Origin of the sequence: Glycomyces tenuis DSM 44171, assembly GCF_000427885.1 — a bacterium.
Lineage (GTDB): Bacteria > Actinomycetota > Actinomycetes > Mycobacteriales > Micromonosporaceae > Glycomyces > Glycomyces tenuis.
In genome coordinates this window covers 53,341-69,967 of record NZ_ATYW01000010.1, presented here as the reverse complement: position 1 = coordinate 69,967, position 16,627 = coordinate 53,341, and the positions used below count along the sequence as shown (strand labels likewise).

Genomic DNA, 16,627 nt, shown 5'->3' with positions numbered 1-16,627 from the left:
CACCGCTCGCGCCGGTGGGGCAGACCACGAAGGGGCAACTCATGAATCGAAGAAGGAGATTCGCGGCGCTCACCGCGGCGGCCGGCGCCGCCGGGATGGCCGCGGCCACCGCGCTCCTGTTGGCGCCGACCGCGTCCGCCCAAGGCGAGAGCCTGTGGACCAACCCCAACACCCAGGCGGCCGAATGGGTCGCTGAGAACCAGGGCGACTCCAGGGCCGCCCTGATCGACGAGCGCATCGCGCAGACCCCCGCCGGCACCTGGTTCACCCAGTACAACCCCTCGGAGATCCAGGGCGAGGTCGCCGACGTCGTCTCCCAGGCCGCCGCCGAAGGCGAGGCGCCCGTCATGGTCGTCTACAACATCCCCGACCGCGACTGCGGCGGCCACTCCGGCGGCGGCGCCCCGGACCACCAGTCCTACCGCAACTGGATCGACCAGTTCGCCGCCGGCCTGTCCGGTCCGGCCTACATCATCGTCGAGCCCGACACCCTCCCGCACAACTGCGCCGACCCCTCCCAGCGCAACCAGTCGCTGATCCACGCGGTCCAGGCGCTCAAGGCCGCCTCCTCGCAGGCCCACGTCTACCTCGACATCGGCAACTCCGCCTGGCTCGAACCCGGCGAGGCGGCCAGCCGCCTCCAGGGCGCCGGCATCCAGTACGCCGACGGCTTCGCGATCAACGTCTCCAACTACCGCACCACCCAGGAGGCGACCTCCTACGCCCACCAGATCCAGAACATCGTCGGCTCCGACAAGGGCGCGGTCATCGACACCAGCCGCAACGGCAACGGACCGCTGGACCCGCCCAACCCCAACGACTGGTGCGACCCGCCCGGCCGCGCCATCGGCGACTACCCGACCACCTCGACCGGTGTGAGCGGCATCGACGCCTACCTGTGGGTCAAGCTCCCCGGCGAGGCCGACGGCTGCGCCGGCAGCGCCGGCCAGTTCATCCCCGACCTGGCCTACGACATGGCCCAGGCCGCCGGAGACGACTGGCCCGGCGACGTCCCGGACGACGACACCACCGACCCCGACGACCCGACCACCGACCCCGACGAGCCGCCCACCGGCGACTGCACCGCCGAGATCGTCGTGGTCAGCGACTGGGGCTCGGGCTGGCAGGGCGATGTGCACGTCACCGCCGGCGACACGTCCCTGAACGGCTGGACGCTCACCTGGAACTGGGGGAGCGGCCAGTCCGTCTCCAGCTCCTGGAACGTCGACATCTCCCAATCGGGACAGACGGTGACCGCTTCGGACGTCGGCTGGAACGGCTCCATCGCCTCCGGCCAGTCCCGAAACGCCTTCGGGTTCATAGCGAACGGCTCCAGCGCCACGCCGACCGTCGAGTGCAGCGCCTGACCCACGGGTCACTGCACGCCCGGTGTCCGGCCTGTGTCGCAGTTGTTGGTCCTAGACTGTCCGTGTGGCACAGATCGAAGCGGCACAGGCCGACACCGTCATCGCTCCGAGCCTGCTCGCGGCCGACTTCGCCCGCCTGGCCGAGGCGGCCGAGTCGGTCGCGGGGGCCGTCGACTGGCTCCACGTCGACGTCATGGACAACCACTTCGTCCCCAACCTCACCCTCGGCCCGCCGGTGGTCAAGTCGCTCAAGGCCGCCACCGACGTCCCGCTCGACTGCCACCTCATGATCGAGGACCCCGAGCGGTGGGCCCTCGGCTACGCCGAGCTCGGCGCCCACAACGTCACCTTCCACGCCGAGGCGAGCGCCGACCCCGCCACGCTCGCCAAGCGGCTCCGCTCCGCCGGCGCCAAGGCCGGACTCGCCATCGACCGCGACACCCCCGTCGAGGACTACCTCGACCTGCTGCCCGAGTTCGACACGCTGCTCATCATGACCATCAAGGCCGGCTTCGGCGGCCAGGCCTTCATGCCCGAGCTGCTCGACAAGGTCCGCACCGCCCGCCGCCACGCCAAGGCCGGCCACCTCGAACTGCGCATCGAAGTCGACGGCGGCATCGCCGAGGACACCATCGCCCGGGCCGCCGAGGCCGGCGCCGACGCCTTCGTCGCCGGCACCGCCGTCTACGGCGCCGACGACCCGGCCGAGGCCTGCCGCCGCCTGCGATCCCTCGCCGACGCCGCCCGATGAGCCCGCCATGTCCCCACCCCGACCGCCCCTCGCCAGGAACGGAGCGGACCCCGCCCCGCCGCCGGGCAGGGACCTCGTCCTCATAGCCGACTCCGACCCCGAGGTCGCCGAGTTCCTCGCCGGACGGCTGCGCGCCGACGGCTTCGACACCGCCCTGGCGCGCGACGGGTACCAGGCGCTCGCCGGGATCGCACTGCGGCGCCCGGGCATCGTGCTGCTGGAGGCCGACCTGCCGTTCATCGACGGCCTCGCCCTGACAAGGCAGCTGCGATCCGACCCGGCCACGGCCAGCCTGCCGATCATCCTGGTCTGCGCCCAGCCCACCTCGGCCGACAAGATCGCCGGCCTCAAGGCCGGCGCCGACGACTACGTCGCCAAACCCTTCGACCCCGCCGAAGTCTCGGCCCGCATCGACTCGGCGATCCGCCGCCACCGCGAGATCCGCGAGTCCTCCCCGCTGACCGGCATGCCCGGCAACGACCGCATCCTGCGCGAGCTGACCTCGTGGATCAGACGCGGCGACCCCTTCGCCCTGTGCTACATCGACATCGACCACTTCAAAGCGGTCAACGACGTCTACGGCTTCGTGCGCGGCGACGAGTTCATCAAAGGGCTGGCCGAATGCGTCTACACGGCCGCCGGCGACGCGGGTGCCGCCCCGGTCTTCCTCGGCCACGTCGGCGGCGACGACTTCACGATCCTGTGCACCCCCGGGCACGCCCGCGCGGTCACCCAGTTCCTCAACGAGCACTTCGCCACCCGCGTCCGGCAGCTGTGCGATCCGATCGACGCCGAACGCGGCTACATCGAGCACACCGACCGCTCCAGGCGCGTCACCCGCTCGCGCCTGCCCACCCTCTCGATCGGCGTCGCACTGTCGACCCACCGGCAGTTCACCGACGCCTACGAGGCCGTCGCCGAGGCCACCGCCCTCAAGAGCGTCGCCAAATCCCACGCCGGCACCTACGTCGCCTTCCCCGACGGCAAGCCGCCCGCCAGCGGACGGCGACCGGTCTTCTGGAACGACGACCGCTGAGTCGCCGTCCGGCGACGCGAATGAGACAACTGTCACGGAATAGAGACCGCTCAACGCGACCGTGGCACAATTCTGAGTAACAACGCGCGTCAGCGGGGTCGGTGAAATTCCGAGCCGGCGGTGAGCGGCCCGAGCGCCGCGAGTCCGCGACCCGTCCGCATCCAGCGGACGGTTGACCTGGTGAGAATCCAGGACCGACGGTCAAAGTCCGGATGGGAGCAGACGCGTCGCGGAGGGCCGCGTCACGGCTCGTCCGCGCGTTTTCCCTCGCCCCGCCTGCGCGTGCACAGAGCACAGCAACGGTAGGGGGTCCACCCGATGTTCACGGGAATCGTCGAAGAACTCGGCGAAGTCGTCAAAACAGGCGTCTCCAGCCTGTCCGTCCGCGGTCCGCTCGTCACTTCCGACGCGGCCTTCGGCGACTCGATCGCCGTCAACGGCGTCTGCCTCACCGTCGTCGCCCTCGAAGGCGACGTCTTCACCGCCGACGTGATGGCCGAGACCTACCGGCGCACCGTCATCGGCGAGCTCGGACCGGGCGACCGGGTCAACCTGGAGCGCGCCGCCACCCTCACCACCCGCCTCGGCGGCCACCTCGTCCAAGGCCACGTCGACGGCGTCGGCGAGATCGTCAAGCGCGCGCCCGCCGCCGAATGGGAGGAAGTCACCTTCCGCCTGCCCGAAGGGCTGGCCAGGTACGTCGTCGAGAAGGGCTCGATCACCGTCGACGGCGCCTCCCTGACCGTCGCCGCGGTCGACGGCGACGAGTTCACCGTCGGACTCATCCCGACCACGCTCGAAGCGACCACCTTGGGCCGCAAACAAGCCGGGGACCGCGTCCACCTCGAGACCGACGTGATCGCCAAGCACGCCGAGAAACTCCTCCAAGCGAACGGAAGCCTGCGATGAACGACATCCGCCTGGACGAGGTCGAAGACGCCGTCGCCGACATCGCGGCCGGCCGGCCCGTCATCGTCGCCGACGACGCCGACCGCGAGAACGAGGGCGACATCGTCTTCGCCGCCGAAGACGCCACCACCGAGCTGCTGGCGTTCACCGTCCGCCACACCGGCGGCTACATCTGCGTCGCCATGCCGGCGGCGACCGCCGACCGGCTCGAGCTGCCCCCGGCCCACCACACCAACCAGGACCGCAAAGGCACCGCCTTCACCGTCTCGGTCGACGCCCGCACCGGCGTGACCACCGGCATCTCGGCCGCCGACCGCGCCCGCACCATCCGCGTGCTCGGCGACCCCGAGACCGCCGCGGGCGACCTCAGCCGGCCCGGCCACGTCGTCCCGCTGCGCGCCCGCGACGGCGGCGTCCTCGTCCGCCGCGGCCACACCGAGGCCGCCGTCGACCTCACGCGCCTCGCCGGGAAGACGCCGGTCGGCGCGATCTCCGAGATGATGAACGACGACGGCTCCATGATGCGGCTGCCCGAGCTGCGCGACTTCGCCGACGAGCACGACCTCAAGCTGATCACCGTCGCCGACCTCGTCGCCTGGCGCAGGCGCCACGAGGTGCACGTCGAGCGGCTCGCCGAGGCCCGCCTGCCGCTGGAGGCCGGCGAGTTCACCGCCGTCGGCTACCGCGACACCGTCGCGGGCGACGAGCACGTCGCCCTCGTCAAGGGCGACATCGGCGACGGCCTGGACGTCCTCGTCCGCGTCCACTCCGAATGCCTCACCGGCGACGCCTTCGGCTCGCTGCGGTGCGACTGCGGCCCGCAGCTCCAGGCCGCGCTGCGCGCCGTCGAGGCCGAAGGCCGCGGCGTCGTCCTCTACATGCGGGGCCACGAGGGCCGCGGCATCGGCCTGATCCACAAGCTCCAGGCCTACCAGCTCCAGGACGGCGGCCGCGACACCGTCGACGCCAACCTCGAACTGGGCCTGCCCGCCGACGCCCGCGACTGGGCCACCGGCGCCCAGGTCCTGGCCGACCTCGGCGTCAAGTCGATGCGCCTGCTCACCAACAACCCGGACAAGCGCGCCGGCATCGAAGGCCACGGCCTCGAGGTCCTCGACCGGGTCGCCCTGCCGACCCACGCCACGCCCGACAACCTCGCCTACCTGACGACCAAGCGCGACCGCATGGGGCACCTCCTCGAGGACCTGCCGCCGCTCGTGCCCGTCCAGACCACCGCAGAGGCGGCCTGACATGGCCGGACAAGGAGCGCCCGAGGCGCGCGTCCCCGACGCGGCGGGCCTGACCCTCGGCATCGCCGCCACCGAATGGAACGCCGAACTGATCGAACAGATGCTCGGCCGCGCCCGCGCCGCCGCGGCCGAGGCCGGATGCGCCGAACCGGTGGTGCTGCGGGTGGCCGGCGCGGTCGAACTGCCGATCGCCGCCCAGGCCCTGGCCAGGCGCTTCGACGCCGTGGTCGCCCTCGGCGTCGTCGTCCGCGGCGGCACCGCCCATTTCGAATACGTGTGCAAGTCCGTCACCGAAGGGCTCACCCGGGTGGCGCTCGACGAGTCGACGCCGGTGGCCCACGGAGTCCTCACCGTCGACGACCTCGACCAGGCCGTCGCCAGGGCCGGCTACCCGGACTCGGCCGAGGACAAGGGCTACGAGGCGGTGATCGCCGCTCTCGGAGCGGCCCTGGCCGTCCGGTCACTGTCCTGACGCGACTCGCGAAGGGGCGTGGCCGCGACGGCGGCCGCGCCCCTCTCCCGCGCCGTCCGGACCCCCGGCCGAATCGGTCCTTTGCGGAGCTTTTGCTGCCGTCGCGACCGTCTTCGGTCACTTCTGCCCACTTGCGATCGCTCGGCGGCGGTGCGACGCCGCGTCACTGAAAGCGCTGCTCCGAAACCCCGAAAAAGTGTGATCTACGTCGCCTCGTTGTAGAGTTGCCCCGAACGCAGTAGTGAAATCCTCACTCTGTGTGCATGGGTGCTGGCCGGGCCGGCGTCAGTCCAACTCAGGGACCGATCGAGCGGAGACACCACTCATGAGCGGCCTGGCGGCAAGACGACTCAGAGGTGGGAGGAAGCTGTGTTCACAGGCATTCGCGAACTGACGGCCGACGAGGGCGCACGGGGGGTGCTCGGCACCGGCGAGCACATGACGGGGGAGCCCGACGGCCGGCCGCTGCGCGTGGCGATGGTGGTGCCGCCGTACTTCTCGGTCCCGCCCGGCGGTTACGGCGGCGTCGAGTCCGTCGTCGCCGACCTGACCGACGCCCTGGTCAAGCGGGGCCACCACGTGACGCTGATCGGCGTCGGCGAGAACGGCACGAAGGCCGACTTCGTCTCGGTCTGGCCGCGCCCGATCCCCGAGCGCCTGGGCGAGCCGATGCCCGAGATCCTCCAGGCGGCGCTGGCCCGCAATGCCATCCGCGAGCTCGCCGCCGGACCGGGCCTGGACGTCGTCCACGAGCACACCGGCGCCGGGCCGCTCAACGCGATCGCCTACCAGGCCCTGGGTCTGCCCACGGTGGTCACCATGCACGGCCCCGTCGACGAGGACCTGCACACCTTCTACCAGGCGATCGGCAAGGAGATCGAGCTCGTTGCCATCTCGGAGCGGCAGCGCGAGCTCGCGCCGGGCCTCAACTGGGCCGGCAGAGTCCACAACGCGATCAGCACCGAGACCTTCCCGTTCCGGCGCGACAAGGGACGGTACGGCCTCTTCCTGGGGCGGTTCCACCCCAACAAGGCGCCGCACCTGGCGCTGGACGCGGCGCACGCGGTCGGGATGCCGCTGATCCTCGCCGGCAAGTGCGCCGAAGCGATCGAAAAGGACTACTTCGAGCGGGAGGTCAAGCCGCGCTTGACACCCGAGGACATCGTCTTCGGCGAGGCCGACTCCCAGGACAAGCGGCGGCTGTTCTCCGAAGCGCGCTGCCTGCTGTTCCCGGTGCAGTGGGAAGAGCCGTTCGGCATGGTTATGATCGAAGCCATGGCATGCGGTACTCCGGTGGTCGCACTCCGTGGCGGCGCCGTCCCCGAGGTCGTCGTCGACGGCCGCACGGGATACATCTGCGATGAACCGTCCGAACTGGCCGACGCGCTGCGCCGCCTCGACCGCATCGATCCCTACCAGTGCCGCAGACGCGTCGCCGAGCACTTCGACATCTCCGGCCTCGGCACGGCCTACGAAGAGGTCTACCGGCGCGTCCTGCAGGCCAGGCGCCCGGTCGCCGAGCCGCAGCCGCGGCGCGGCCGCGCCTACGTCGACCTGGAGGCCGGGCTCGACCGGCGCCACGGTCGCGAACGCCAGTCGGTGGCGCGCGGCAGCCGCCCGCCGCTGAGCAGCCGCGTGGCCGAACGTCCGCGCTCGGCGGGCGCCGCATGAGCCCGAGCAACGATCCCGGGTCGGCCCGGCCGCAGGCGTTCAACACCACCGAGCCGGTGCCGACCCAAGGGACCACGGAGGTGGTCACCCTCGTCGAGGGGGCCACCTTCTGCCTGTCGGACCGCAACGGCGACGTCACCCCCGGGGCGGCGCAGGGCCTGTTCGTGCGCGACGCCCGGGTGCTCTCGCGCTGGCAGCTGCACCTGGACGGGCGCCGCCTCCAGCCGCTGACCGTGCTCGGCATGGACGCCTTCGCGGGCAGGTTCGTCCTGCGCCGCCCGCCCCTGCCCGGCAAGGCCGACAGCACCCTCCTGGTGATCCGCGAGCGCCTCGTCGGCGACGGGCTGCGCGAGACGATCACCATCGAGAACCTCGGGCGCGAGGCCACCTCCTGCTCGGTCACGCTCCTCATCGACGCCGACTTCGCCGACCTGTTCGCCGTCAAGGAGGGCCGCGCCTCCACCGGCGGCGCCGACGGGGCCGCGAACGGCTCGGAACTGTGGCTCACCGCCCACTCCGACATCGGCCGCCAGCTGCGCATCAGTGCCACGGCCGACCCCGACGCCACGCCGGGCGCGCTCAGCTGGGAGGTCGTGGTGGGCCCCCGGGAGCGCTGGAGCTCGGAGATCGTGGCCGAACCGGTCGTGGCCGGCCGCAAGCTCACGCCGGGCTTCGAGCGCGGCGAGCGCATCGACTCCAGCGCCGCGGCCCGCAAGATGCGGGCCTGGCGCCAGGGGAGCACCCCCATCGAGGTCGACGACCCGGCCTCGGCGGCGATCCTGTCCCAGACCGAGACCGACCTCGGCGCGCTCCAGATAGCCGACGAGCGCACCGGCACGCCGTTCGTGGCCGCCGGGGCGCCGTGGTTCATGACCCTGTTCGGCCGCGACAGCCTGCTGACGGCCTGGATGTCGCTGCCGCTCGACGCCAACCTCGCGATGGGCACGCTGGAGATCCTCGCCGCCACCCAAGGGCAGCGGATCAACCCCTGCACCGAGGAGGAGCCCGGACGGATCCTGCACGAGCTGCGGCTCGGCCCCGAGAGCAAGCACGCGCTCGGCGGCAACCACTACTACGGCAGCGTCGACGCCACGCCGCTGTTCGTGATGCTCCTGGTCGAGGCGTGGCGCTGGGGCGCCGACCCCGAGACGGTGCGCCGGCTCCTGCCCGCCGCCGACGCGGCCCTGGAGTGGATGGAGCAGTACGGCGACCGCGACGGCGACGGGTTCATCGAGTACCAGCGGGCCACCGACCAGGGCCTGGCCAACCAGGGCTGGAAGGACAGCTTCGACGCGATCAGCTTCGCCGACGGCAGCCCGGGGAACACGCCGATAGCGCTGTGCGAGGTCCAGGGCTACGCCTACGCGGCCTGGACGGCGCGGGCCGAACTGGCCGACGCCTTCGAGGACCCCGAGACCGCGCGCCACTGCCGCGCGCGGGCCGAGCAGCTGCGGGAGGCCTTCGCCGAGCGGTTCTGGCTGCCCGAGCACGGCTGGTACGCCCTGGCGCTGGACGGCGCCAAGCGGCCGGTCGACTCGCTCACCAGCAACACCGCGCACGCGCTGTGGACCGGCATCGCCGACGACGCACACGCCGAGGCGCTGATCGCGCACCTGTCGACCGACGACATGGACACCGGCTACGGGCTGCGGACCATGTCGAAGGCGATGACCTCGTACAACCCGATGAGCTACCACAACGGCTCGGTCTGGCCCCACGACACCGCGATCGCTACGGCCGGGCTGCTGCGCTACGCCCACCTGCCCGGCGCGGTCAAGCTCGCGCACCGGCTGATCAACGGCCTGCTCGACGCCGCCACCGCCTTCGGCGACCGGCTGCCCGAGCTGTTCTGCGGATTCGGGCGCAACCAGTTCGCCCCGCCGCTGCCGTACCCGTCCTCGTGCTCGCCGCAGGCCTGGGCCGCCGCGACGCCGCTGCTCCTGGTCCGCTCGACCCTGGGCCTGGAGCCGCACGTGCCCGGGCGCAGCCTGCGCCTGGCGCCGCACCTGCCCGAGCGGTGGGGGCGGCTCACCCTGTCCGAACTGCGGCTCGGCACGGCGAAGGTCCAGATCACCGCCGAAGGCGACCAGGCCGACGTGCGCGGCCTGCCCTCGGACTGGATTTTGGACGATGCCGGTCGCGACTAGGCGCCCTGTGCCGCGTCCACGCGGGCGAAGTAGGCGTCGACCATGGGCTTGCCGATGCCGCGCATCCACTCCTCGAAGGTGAGCAGGCCCGGGTGGATCTTCCGCAGTGCCGGGATGTCGACCTCGATCACGTGCTCGTTGATCGCCGTGAGCATCCTCGCCGATCCGGGATCGGCCTCGCGCACCTGCTCGATCGGGATGCCGACGTAGGGCACCTCGCGTCCGACGACCCGGCCGATCAGCTCGGCCTTGCCGCCCTGCGTCAGGTTGTCCCCGGCCAGCGTGTAGGACTCGCCGCGGTGCCGTTCGGGATCGGCGAAGGCCAACGCCGCGAACGCGGCGATGTCGGCCGCGGCGATGAGCGGCTCGTACGTGTCCTCCAGGAGCGCCGTGACCAGCCTGCCGTCCCGCAGCTCCCGGGGGGAGTCGAAATTGTTCTCCATGAACGCCGTGGGGCGCAGGACGGTCAGTGACAGTCCGCTCTCGCGCCAGCGCGTCTCGGCCGCCGCCTTGTACTGGAGCATGGGCATCTCCGCGGCGAGCGGGGTGTCGGTGCCCACACCCGAGGAGTGCACGACGTGCCGGACGCCGGCGGCCGCGGCGGCTGCGGCGAGCTTGGCGGTGGTGCGGGCCTCGTGGTCGGGGTCGTGGCTGTACGGGCCGCCCTCGTAGCCGCCCGCATGGACGCCGAAGACGCCCCAGGCCCCTTCGACGGCCTTGTCGAGCGAGTCGCGGTCGTCGAGGTCGCCGCCGACGACCTCGGCGCCGGCCTCGCTCAGCTGCAGTGCGCGCTTCCCCTCGGGATCGCGGGTGAGCGCTCGGACCTTCCACCCCTCGGCCAGGAGTCGCGCGGCGACGGCGCCTCCCTGGCGGCCGGTGGCGCCGGTGACGAGGATGGTTCGATCGGTGGAGTGCATGGGGGATTCCTTCCAGGATAGAATCGGGTTTTGCGACCCGGATAATTAAACGGAACACTACACCCGCTTAATTGTCGAACCCAAGGAGGTGGAAAAGTGCCGTCGGTCACTCAACGCGGTGAGCGCATCGATGCCCAGCGCAACCGGCAGAACGTCCTGGACACGGCCGACCGGCTGGTGGCCGAGCGCGGGACCGCGGTGACGCTGGGGGAGATCGCCGCCGCCGCGGGCCTCGGGGCCGGGACGGTCTACCGGCACTTCCCGACCAAGGACGCGCTCATGGCGACGGTCCTGGATCGGAGGCTGGTCGACCTGGGCGAGCGCGCCTGGGCCGCGGGACGCCGCGCCGAGCCCGGCGAGGCCTTCTTCGACTTCCTCCGCTACGCCGCCGACCAGGCATTGGAGAACCGCGCGCTGTGCGAGGCGCTGGCGGGCAGGGGGGAGTGGACCGAGCCGTCGAAGCTGGAGGGGAAGTGCGTGATCGACGCACCGTTCGCCGAGCTGCTCGCCCGCGCCCAGCGGGCCGGCGCCGTCCGCGCCGACGTGACGCACAGGGACGTCATGGCGCTGCTGCCCGGTTTCGTGGCGATGGCGACGGCGCTCGGCTCTTCTGAGCGGGCCCACCGCCTGGCCGACATGCTGTGGGAAGGCCTGCGCCCGACGATGGAACGAAACACCGAAATCAGTAACGAAACTTGGCCGGCTGCCGAGAAACGTAACGAAAACTGGACCGTTTCCGGCGACGAAACCGAGCGGCGCTGCCGGCAGTGCGGCGATCCGATCGAGGCCGCCGGCGCCGGCCGCCCGCCCAAATACTGCTCGGCGGCCTGTCGCCAGAAGGCATTCCGGGAGAAGCGCAAGACCGCGGCCCCCACGGCGGCGCCCGCCAAGGCGTGAGGGCCGCGGCCGGTTCGCGATCCGCTAGACGGACAGCGAGTAGTCGTCGACGGTGAAGTCGAAGCCGCCCGCGGCCGAGGTGATCTCCCAGCCCAGCTGGATCTGGTCGATCCGCACCTCAGGCATGTAGCCCTGCTCCACCAGCCACTGCGCGATCGGCGTGAGCTCGATCGTCGCCGCCGAGGTGTGGTCGTGGATGAGGAAGCTGTAGACGTCGTTGGCCCCGTTCGAACCCTGGTAGTAGTCCCAGGAGTGCCCGCCGACGTCGACCGTCGTGATCTGCGAGCCGATCGGGCCGACCGGCCCCGACCAGTTCACCCACAGCATGATCTCGTGCGCGTGGCCGTCGCCCCAGATGTCGTAGGCGGTGTTGTACGCCAGCCCGTCGGCCCCTCCCGGCACCGTCAGCTGGAACGAGCTCTGGACGTCGCCCATCTCCCAGACGTTGCGCCCGAGCGTGTAGGACACGTTCGGGTAGGACTTGATCCCGCCGGTGTTCGGGTGGTCGGCGTTCACGCCCCAGTTCGCGTGGGAGTTGGCCCAGATCCGCTGGTGTCCCCAGCCCTGGCCCCACAGGTTGTTGTAGAGCGTGAAGTCGCCGTCCTGCCACTGGCCCCACTGCTCCTCGGACTCCCAGACCTGGGCCGTCCCCGCCTCGGAGCCGTCGCCGGTGCGCGCCCATGCCGGGAGGGCGCCGACCGCCGCCGCGCCGGCCACCGTGGCCGCCGCGCCGGCGGTGAAGAGCGATCTGCGTCGCATGTCGTCCTGCCTTCCTGTCGGGGCGGCGGTGCCGCGGCGCTCGCCGCGCCGGCTCCGCCGCCGTCCTCGTCGCGGCCCGCGGGCCGCCTGTCGACCTGGCGTCCAACAAAAGTGACAAATCGGACGCCTAGTTGCGCGATCCATCATATATCCCGATAGTTAAGATCATCAATACCCTTGTCCGTCCCGCCTGACGGTCCCCGCAACTGTCGGCGTCGCCACGCCCGGCCGGGCACGTAGAATTCCGATCCGTGAAGACCTTCGAGCAGCTCTACGCCGAACTCGCCGAGAAAGCACTCACCCGACCCGAGGGATCGGCGACCGTCGCCGCCCTCGACGCGGGCGTCCATGCCATCGGCAAGAAGATCGTGGAAGAAGCCGCCGAGGTCTGGATGGCCGCCGAGTACGAGTCGGACGACGCCGCCGCAGAGGAGATCTCCCAGCTGCTCTACCACTTGCAGGTCATGATGATCGCCCGCGGCGTCAGCCTCGACGACGTCTACGAGCACCTCTAAGCAGTCCGTCTCCGAAAGGCCCATCACATGCTCCGCATAGCCGTGCCCAACAAGGGCTCGCTGTCCCAAGGCGCCATCGACATGCTCACCGAGGCGGGCTACCGCCAGCGCCGGTCCAGCCGCGACCTCCAGGTCCTCGACGCCGACAACGAGGTCGAGTTCTTCTACCTGCGCCCCGGCGACATCGCCACCTACGTCGCCTCCGGCGACCTCGACCTCGGCATCACCGGCCGCGACCTCTCCGTCGACTCCGGCGCCGAGGTCGAGGAGGTCCTCGCCCTCGGCTTCGGCCGCTCCACGTTCCGCTACGCCGCCCGCTCCGGCGCCGTCGACTCGGTCGCCGGGCTCGACGGCCGCCGCATCGCCACCTCCTACCCGGGCGTGGTGCGCCGCGACCTCGAAGCGCACGGCGTCGAGGCCGAGATCATCAAGCTCGCCGGCGCGGTCGAGAACGCCATCGCCCTCGGCGTGGCCGACGCGATCGCCGACGTCGTCGAGACCGGCACCACCCTCAAGCAGGCGGGACTGGCCGTCTTCGGCGAACCGATCATGCGCTCCGAGGCCATCCTGGTCCGCAAGAGCGGCAACGGCGACGCCGCCGCGGTCGACCAGCTGCTGCGCCGCCTGCGCGGCGTGCTGGTGGCCCGCTCCTACGTCATGCTCGCCTACGACGTGCGCGCCGAGATCCTGGAGCAGGCCGTCGAGCTCACCCCCGGCATCGAGTCGCCGACGGTCTCGCCGCTGCATCGGGAAGGCTGGGTGGCCGTCCAGTCGATGACCGAGCGAAGCGACCTGCACCGCGTGATGGACGCGCTCTACGAACTCGGCGCCCGCGGCATCCTGGCCTCCAACATCGACGCCTGCCGCCTCTGAGGAGCCGCCCCCGCGGGCGCCCCACGCGCCACCGCCGCAAGCGCATGCGGCCGGTGAGGAGACTCACACCACGTTCCCGGCACATTCGAGGCGCGCGTTCACTCTCTGATCGGTGACAGGTCGAACGACACACTCACCACAGAGAGGCCGACGCGCATGCGACTCGTCATCTTCGGAGCGAACGGCGGCACCGGCCGCCACCTCACCCGGCAGGCGCTGGACGCGGGGCACCGCGTGCGGGCGGTGACGCGCCGCCCCCGGGCGTTCCCGATCACCCACCGGCGACTCGACGTCCTCGCCGGCGACGTCTACGACGCCGACGCGGTCGCCGCGGCCGTGGACGGCGCCGACGCGGTGCTCTCCACGCTCGGGGTCGCCTTCAGCCGCAAGCCGATCACCACCTACAGCACCGGCGTCGCCAACATCATCGCCGGGATGCGGACCCACGGCGTGGCCCGCATCGTCGCGGTCTCCTCCAGCGCCGTGGAGCCGCACCTCCACGCCGACGGCGGCTTCCTGCTCAACCGCGTCATCCAGCCGCTGGTGACCGGGACGATCGGGAAGACGACCTACACCGACATGCGGGAGATGGAGGAGCGCCTCGCGGCGAGCGGGCTCGAATGGACCGTCCTGCGCCCCTCCAGACTGTTCGACACCGACGCGGTGAGCGACTACGCCTTGCGGGAGCGCTACGCGGACGGCGTCTACACCAGCCGCAACGACCTGGCCGCATGCCTGCTCGCCCAGGCGACCGACCCGGCGTGGGTCCGCAACCGGGTCGCCGTCTGGACCACCGAGGGCATTCCCACCATGTGGCAGGTGCTCAGGGCCGAGCCGGCTTGAACGCGGTCGTTCAGCTCAGCCGCGGCTGCTCGGCCGCCGCGGCGGCGTCGGCCCGCCGGCGCAGCTCGGCGGCCATCGCCACGGCCTCGGCCGCGTCCCGGTGGAGCGCCACCGGGTCGTGGGAGACGCTCCCGGCGATCCTGGCGCGGACCGTCGCCAGGCGCTGCGCGCGCTGGAGCGGCCCCTGCGTGACCTCGACCTGCTGGATGCGCGCGTACGGCACGGCCACGGTGACGGTCTTGACCAGCCCGTAGCGGACCGCGAAGACGTCCTCGCCGAGCCCGGCGCCGCGCAGGCGCCACGTCAGCGGCGTGCGCCACCGCGCCCGCCGCGGCGGCCTGGTGAGCGTCGCGGTCACCGCCGGCCAGGTGATCCCCGGCAGAGCGGTGCCCGCGACGAGCTCGGCCTCGGCGACGGTGCCGACCGGCAGCAGCGCGCTGCCGTGCACGATGCCCTCCGCGCCCTGCTGGGCGATCGAGGCGGTCGAGACCTGGACGCGCCGCCAGTCCTTGAGCCGCCACATCACCGGCGTCTGGACGCTGACGGCGGTGACCCGCCCGAGCGGGACGGTGTTGCTGTTCTTCTCGGTCAGGCCGCGCTCGACGCGCAGCCGCCCGTCGACGCGGGAGAGCGTGAAGCCCCAGTTGCGCAGGATCCCCGAACCGGTCTGGAGCGCCGCGGTCAGCAGGCCGAACAGGAACGGCACGCCCGCGGCCTGCCACACCTCGGACTCGACCCCGTAGGCGTTGAGCACCGTGTTCAGGACCGCACCGAGACCGACGAGCAGGGCCACGGCGATGAGCGTCGGCGGCAGTGACTCCAGGACCGTCCCGGCGGCCAGGCGTGCCGCGCCGACGCGCGCGATCGGCGTCCCCTCCGCGGTCTCCGGCGCCGCCTCGGCCGCCGCTTCGGCGACCGGAGCGCCGCCCCGCCCCGACAGCGCCAAGAGCTGTTCACGCAGCTCCCGGGCCTCGCCGAGCTTGAGATAGGACAGCGGCGCTTCTGTCTCGGAGGCCCCGGCGACCTCGATGCGCAGCTGCGCGAGGCCGAAGATCCTGGCGCGGAGCGGCTGGGCGACCTCAATGCCCTGGAGCCGCTCCAACGGCAGGGTGCGGCTCTTGCGGATGAGGACGCCCTCGCTGATCTGGAGTTCGCCGCCGACGACGCGGTAGCCGGTGAACAGCCACGACAGCAGCCCGCTGACCGCCCCGAAGGTCCCGGCGAGAATCGCGATGACGACGCCGACGCGAATGTTCTCCTGCACGTACATCTGCCACGACGAGGCCAGGACGACGGCGATGAGCAGCCGGAAGCTCTCGAGCAGCGGCGTGAGCGGATGCAGGCGGCGCCCCGGGATCTCCACCGGCGCCACCGAGGCCATGCCCGGCCCGATCGGCACCGGCGCGATCGAGGGCGCCGGCCACTCCTCGGGCGGCGCCTCGCCGGTCTCGTCCCGGCCCGGCGGCCGAGCCCCGCCGCTCACAGGCCCTCCCGCACTTCGGCGGCGCGCGCCGACAGCCGGTCGCGCAGCCCCTCGGCGACCTGCGGGTCGAGCCCGGGGATCTCGGTGACCGCGCCGAGCGCGGCGGTGCGGATCTGCACGGTCGTCAGGCTGAACACCCGCTCGATCGGGCCGGCCTTGAGGTCGACCAGCTGGATCCGGCCGTAGGGGACGATGCTGAGCTCGCGGAACAGCAGCCCGTGCTTGACCAGCAGGTCCTTCTCCCGCTCGGCGAAGCCCCAGGCGCGGACGGCGCGGACGATGATCCACGAGCGCAGCGCCGCGAAGGCCGCGGCGGCCCCGAACGCGTAGAGGAGACCGACCGGCCCCAGCCAGAGCGCCAGCGGCACGGACAGGACCACCGCCAGGAGCAGGATCCGGACGCCCATGCCCAGGAGCCGGACCGTGCGCAGCTCGCCGGCCATCGGCTGCCAGTCCAGATCGGTCGGCCAGTGGTCGAACGGGAGGCTGGGCCCCCGGGGATCGCGTCGGCTCATGGCTCAATCATCCAGCTTCACCGTCTCGCACGGGAACCCGCGTGAGGTGAGGAAGCTCCGGAGGGCCTCCAGGTGCTCGTCGCAGGCGGCCCACCGCTTGACGCGCTCGGGGCCGTGCAGGCGGGGGTTGCGCCACTTGAGCATCCACGCGGCGGTGTGTCGGCAGCCCCGCGAGGAGCAGACTGGCGTCTCGGCGTTCTCGGTCACGCCCCCGATTCTGCG

17 protein-coding genes and 1 riboswitch are annotated in these 16,627 nt (G+C 71.9%); of the genes, 12 read left to right on the top strand and 5 right to left on the bottom strand.

Going from position 1 to position 16,627, the window contains the following annotated elements:
• Nucleotides 1–41: 41 nt before the first annotated feature.
• The 8 genes from YWW_RS0113245 to YWW_RS0113210 all read left to right on the top strand — a co-directional run bounded on the left by YWW_RS0113245 (nt 42) and on the right by YWW_RS0113210 (nt 9,603).
• The gene (locus tag YWW_RS0113245) at nt 42–1,367 is read left to right on the top strand and encodes a glycoside hydrolase family 6 protein (protein ID WP_026930504.1); all 1,326 of its coding nucleotides are present in this window, start codon (nt 42–44) and stop codon (nt 1,365–1,367) included.
• A gap of 73 nt (nt 1,368–1,440) precedes the next feature.
• The gene (rpe, locus tag YWW_RS0113240) at nt 1,441–2,118 is read left to right on the top strand and encodes a ribulose-phosphate 3-epimerase (protein ID WP_035698863.1); all 678 of its coding nucleotides are present in this window, start codon (nt 1,441–1,443) and stop codon (nt 2,116–2,118) included.
• Nucleotides 2,119–2,125: 7 nt separating this feature from the next.
• Nucleotides 2,126–3,154, top strand: a complete 1,029-nt coding sequence (locus tag YWW_RS30180) for a GGDEF domain-containing response regulator (RefSeq protein ID WP_081687433.1) — start codon at nt 2,126–2,128, stop codon at nt 3,152–3,154.
• A gap of 84 nt (nt 3,155–3,238) precedes the next feature.
• Nucleotides 3,239–3,382: riboswitch (FMN riboswitch) on the top strand.
• A gap of 90 nt (nt 3,383–3,472) precedes the next feature.
• Nucleotides 3,473–4,063, top strand: a complete 591-nt coding sequence (locus YWW_RS0113230) for a riboflavin synthase (RefSeq protein WP_026930502.1) — start codon at nt 3,473–3,475, stop codon at nt 4,061–4,063.
• Entirely contained in the window at nt 4,060–5,313 is a 1,254-nt protein-coding gene (locus tag YWW_RS0113225) for a bifunctional 3,4-dihydroxy-2-butanone-4-phosphate synthase/GTP cyclohydrolase II (RefSeq protein WP_026930501.1), read from the top strand. The genes YWW_RS0113230 and YWW_RS0113225 overlap by 4 nt, the downstream gene beginning before the upstream one ends.
• A 1-nt stretch (nt 5,314) precedes the next feature.
• The gene (gene ribH / locus YWW_RS0113220) at nt 5,315–5,785 is read left to right on the top strand and encodes a 6,7-dimethyl-8-ribityllumazine synthase (RefSeq protein ID WP_026930500.1); all 471 of its coding nucleotides are present in this window, start codon (nt 5,315–5,317) and stop codon (nt 5,783–5,785) included.
• A gap of 438 nt (nt 5,786–6,223) precedes the next feature.
• Nucleotides 6,224–7,456, top strand: coding sequence for a glycosyltransferase (locus YWW_RS30175; protein ID WP_081687448.1), 1,233 nt, complete (start codon nt 6,224–6,226; stop codon nt 7,454–7,456).
• Nucleotides 7,453–9,603, top strand: a complete 2,151-nt coding sequence (locus YWW_RS0113210) for an amylo-alpha-1,6-glucosidase (protein ID WP_026930499.1) — start codon at nt 7,453–7,455, stop codon at nt 9,601–9,603. Before YWW_RS30175 ends, YWW_RS0113210 begins: the two co-directional genes overlap by 4 nt.
• On the opposite strand, the gene YWW_RS30170 is transcribed toward YWW_RS0113210, so the two are convergent.
• On the bottom strand, nt 9,600–10,520 hold the full coding sequence (locus YWW_RS30170; protein WP_035698714.1) for an NmrA family NAD(P)-binding protein: 921 nt from the start codon (nt 10,518–10,520) through the stop codon (nt 9,600–9,602). The genes YWW_RS0113210 and YWW_RS30170 overlap by 4 nt on opposite strands.
• 96 nt (nt 10,521–10,616) lie before the next feature.
• Between YWW_RS30170 and YWW_RS0113200 the strand changes: the two genes are divergently transcribed.
• Nucleotides 10,617–11,417: a TetR/AcrR family transcriptional regulator gene (locus YWW_RS0113200; protein ID WP_026930498.1), complete on the top strand. Its 801-nt coding sequence runs from the start codon at nt 10,617–10,619 to the stop codon at nt 11,415–11,417.
• 24 nt (nt 11,418–11,441) lie between these two features.
• Here the strand turns inward: YWW_RS0113200 and YWW_RS0113195 are convergent, their stop codons facing one another.
• Complete coding sequence (locus YWW_RS0113195; protein WP_026930497.1) at nt 11,442–12,176, bottom strand: GH12 family glycosyl hydrolase domain-containing protein; 735 nt, start codon at nt 12,174–12,176, stop codon at nt 11,442–11,444.
• A gap of 251 nt (nt 12,177–12,427) precedes the next feature.
• Here YWW_RS0113195 and YWW_RS0113190 point away from each other — a divergent pair, with 251 nt between their 5' ends.
• The 3 genes from YWW_RS0113190 to YWW_RS0113180 all read left to right on the top strand — a co-directional run bounded on the left by YWW_RS0113190 (nt 12,428) and on the right by YWW_RS0113180 (nt 14,407).
• Nucleotides 12,428–12,691: a phosphoribosyl-ATP diphosphatase gene (locus YWW_RS0113190; RefSeq protein ID WP_026930496.1), complete on the top strand. Its 264-nt coding sequence runs from the start codon at nt 12,428–12,430 to the stop codon at nt 12,689–12,691.
• A 27-nt stretch (nt 12,692–12,718) separates the two neighbouring features.
• The gene (hisG, locus tag YWW_RS0113185) at nt 12,719–13,564 is read left to right on the top strand and encodes an ATP phosphoribosyltransferase (protein WP_026930495.1); all 846 of its coding nucleotides are present in this window, start codon (nt 12,719–12,721) and stop codon (nt 13,562–13,564) included.
• Nucleotides 13,565–13,720: 156 nt separating this feature from the next.
• Nucleotides 13,721–14,407 (top strand): NAD(P)-dependent oxidoreductase, encoded by a 687-nt coding sequence (locus YWW_RS0113180; protein WP_026930494.1) that lies wholly within the window; start codon nt 13,721–13,723, stop codon nt 14,405–14,407.
• A 10-nt stretch (nt 14,408–14,417) separates the two neighbouring features.
• Here the strand turns inward: YWW_RS0113180 and YWW_RS0113175 are convergent, their stop codons facing one another.
• From YWW_RS0113175 to YWW_RS0113165, 3 genes are read right to left on the bottom strand one after another with little or no spacing between them, the layout of a single operon-like run.
• Complete coding sequence (locus tag YWW_RS0113175; RefSeq protein ID WP_051325757.1) at nt 14,418–15,890, bottom strand: PH domain-containing protein; 1,473 nt, start codon at nt 15,888–15,890, stop codon at nt 14,418–14,420.
• A complete protein-coding gene (locus YWW_RS0113170) occupies nt 15,887–16,405 on the bottom strand; it encodes a PH domain-containing protein (protein WP_026930492.1) in 519 nt (172 codons plus the stop codon). Before YWW_RS0113170 ends, YWW_RS0113175 begins: the two co-directional genes overlap by 4 nt.
• 3 nt (nt 16,406–16,408) lie before the next feature.
• Entirely contained in the window at nt 16,409–16,612 is a 204-nt protein-coding gene (locus tag YWW_RS0113165) for a hypothetical protein (RefSeq protein WP_211228550.1), read from the bottom strand.
• Between the last annotated feature and the right edge of the window lie 15 nt (nt 16,613–16,627).

What these genes read in the sequence shown, in the direction of transcription:
- YWW_RS0113245 (WP_026930504.1), top strand. Translation starts at nt 42, where the DNA reads ATGAATCGAAGAAGGAGATTCGCGGCGCTCACCGCGGCGGCCGGCGCC.
- YWW_RS30180 (WP_081687433.1), top strand. Translation starts at nt 2,126, where the DNA reads ATGTCCCCACCCCGACCGCCCCTCGCCAGGAACGGAGCGGACCCCGCC.
- YWW_RS0113230 (WP_026930502.1), top strand. Translation starts at nt 3,473, where the DNA reads ATGTTCACGGGAATCGTCGAAGAACTCGGCGAAGTCGTCAAAACAGGC.
- YWW_RS0113225 (WP_026930501.1), top strand. Translation starts at nt 4,060, where the DNA reads ATGAACGACATCCGCCTGGACGAGGTCGAAGACGCCGTCGCCGACATC.
- ribH (WP_026930500.1), top strand. Translation starts at nt 5,315, where the DNA reads ATGGCCGGACAAGGAGCGCCCGAGGCGCGCGTCCCCGACGCGGCGGGC.
- YWW_RS30175 (WP_081687448.1), top strand. Translation starts at nt 6,224, where the DNA reads ATGACGGGGGAGCCCGACGGCCGGCCGCTGCGCGTGGCGATGGTGGTG.
- YWW_RS0113210 (WP_026930499.1), top strand. Translation starts at nt 7,453, where the DNA reads ATGAGCCCGAGCAACGATCCCGGGTCGGCCCGGCCGCAGGCGTTCAAC.
- YWW_RS30170 (WP_035698714.1), bottom strand. Translation starts at nt 10,520, where the DNA reads ATGCACTCCACCGATCGAACCATCCTCGTCACCGGCGCCACCGGCCGC.
- YWW_RS0113195 (WP_026930497.1), bottom strand. Translation starts at nt 12,176, where the DNA reads ATGCGACGCAGATCGCTCTTCACCGCCGGCGCGGCGGCCACGGTGGCC.
- hisG (WP_026930495.1), top strand. Translation starts at nt 12,719, where the DNA reads ATGCTCCGCATAGCCGTGCCCAACAAGGGCTCGCTGTCCCAAGGCGCC.
- YWW_RS0113180 (WP_026930494.1), top strand. Translation starts at nt 13,721, where the DNA reads ATGCGACTCGTCATCTTCGGAGCGAACGGCGGCACCGGCCGCCACCTC.
- YWW_RS0113170 (WP_026930492.1), bottom strand. Translation starts at nt 16,405, where the DNA reads ATGAGCCGACGCGATCCCCGGGGGCCCAGCCTCCCGTTCGACCACTGG.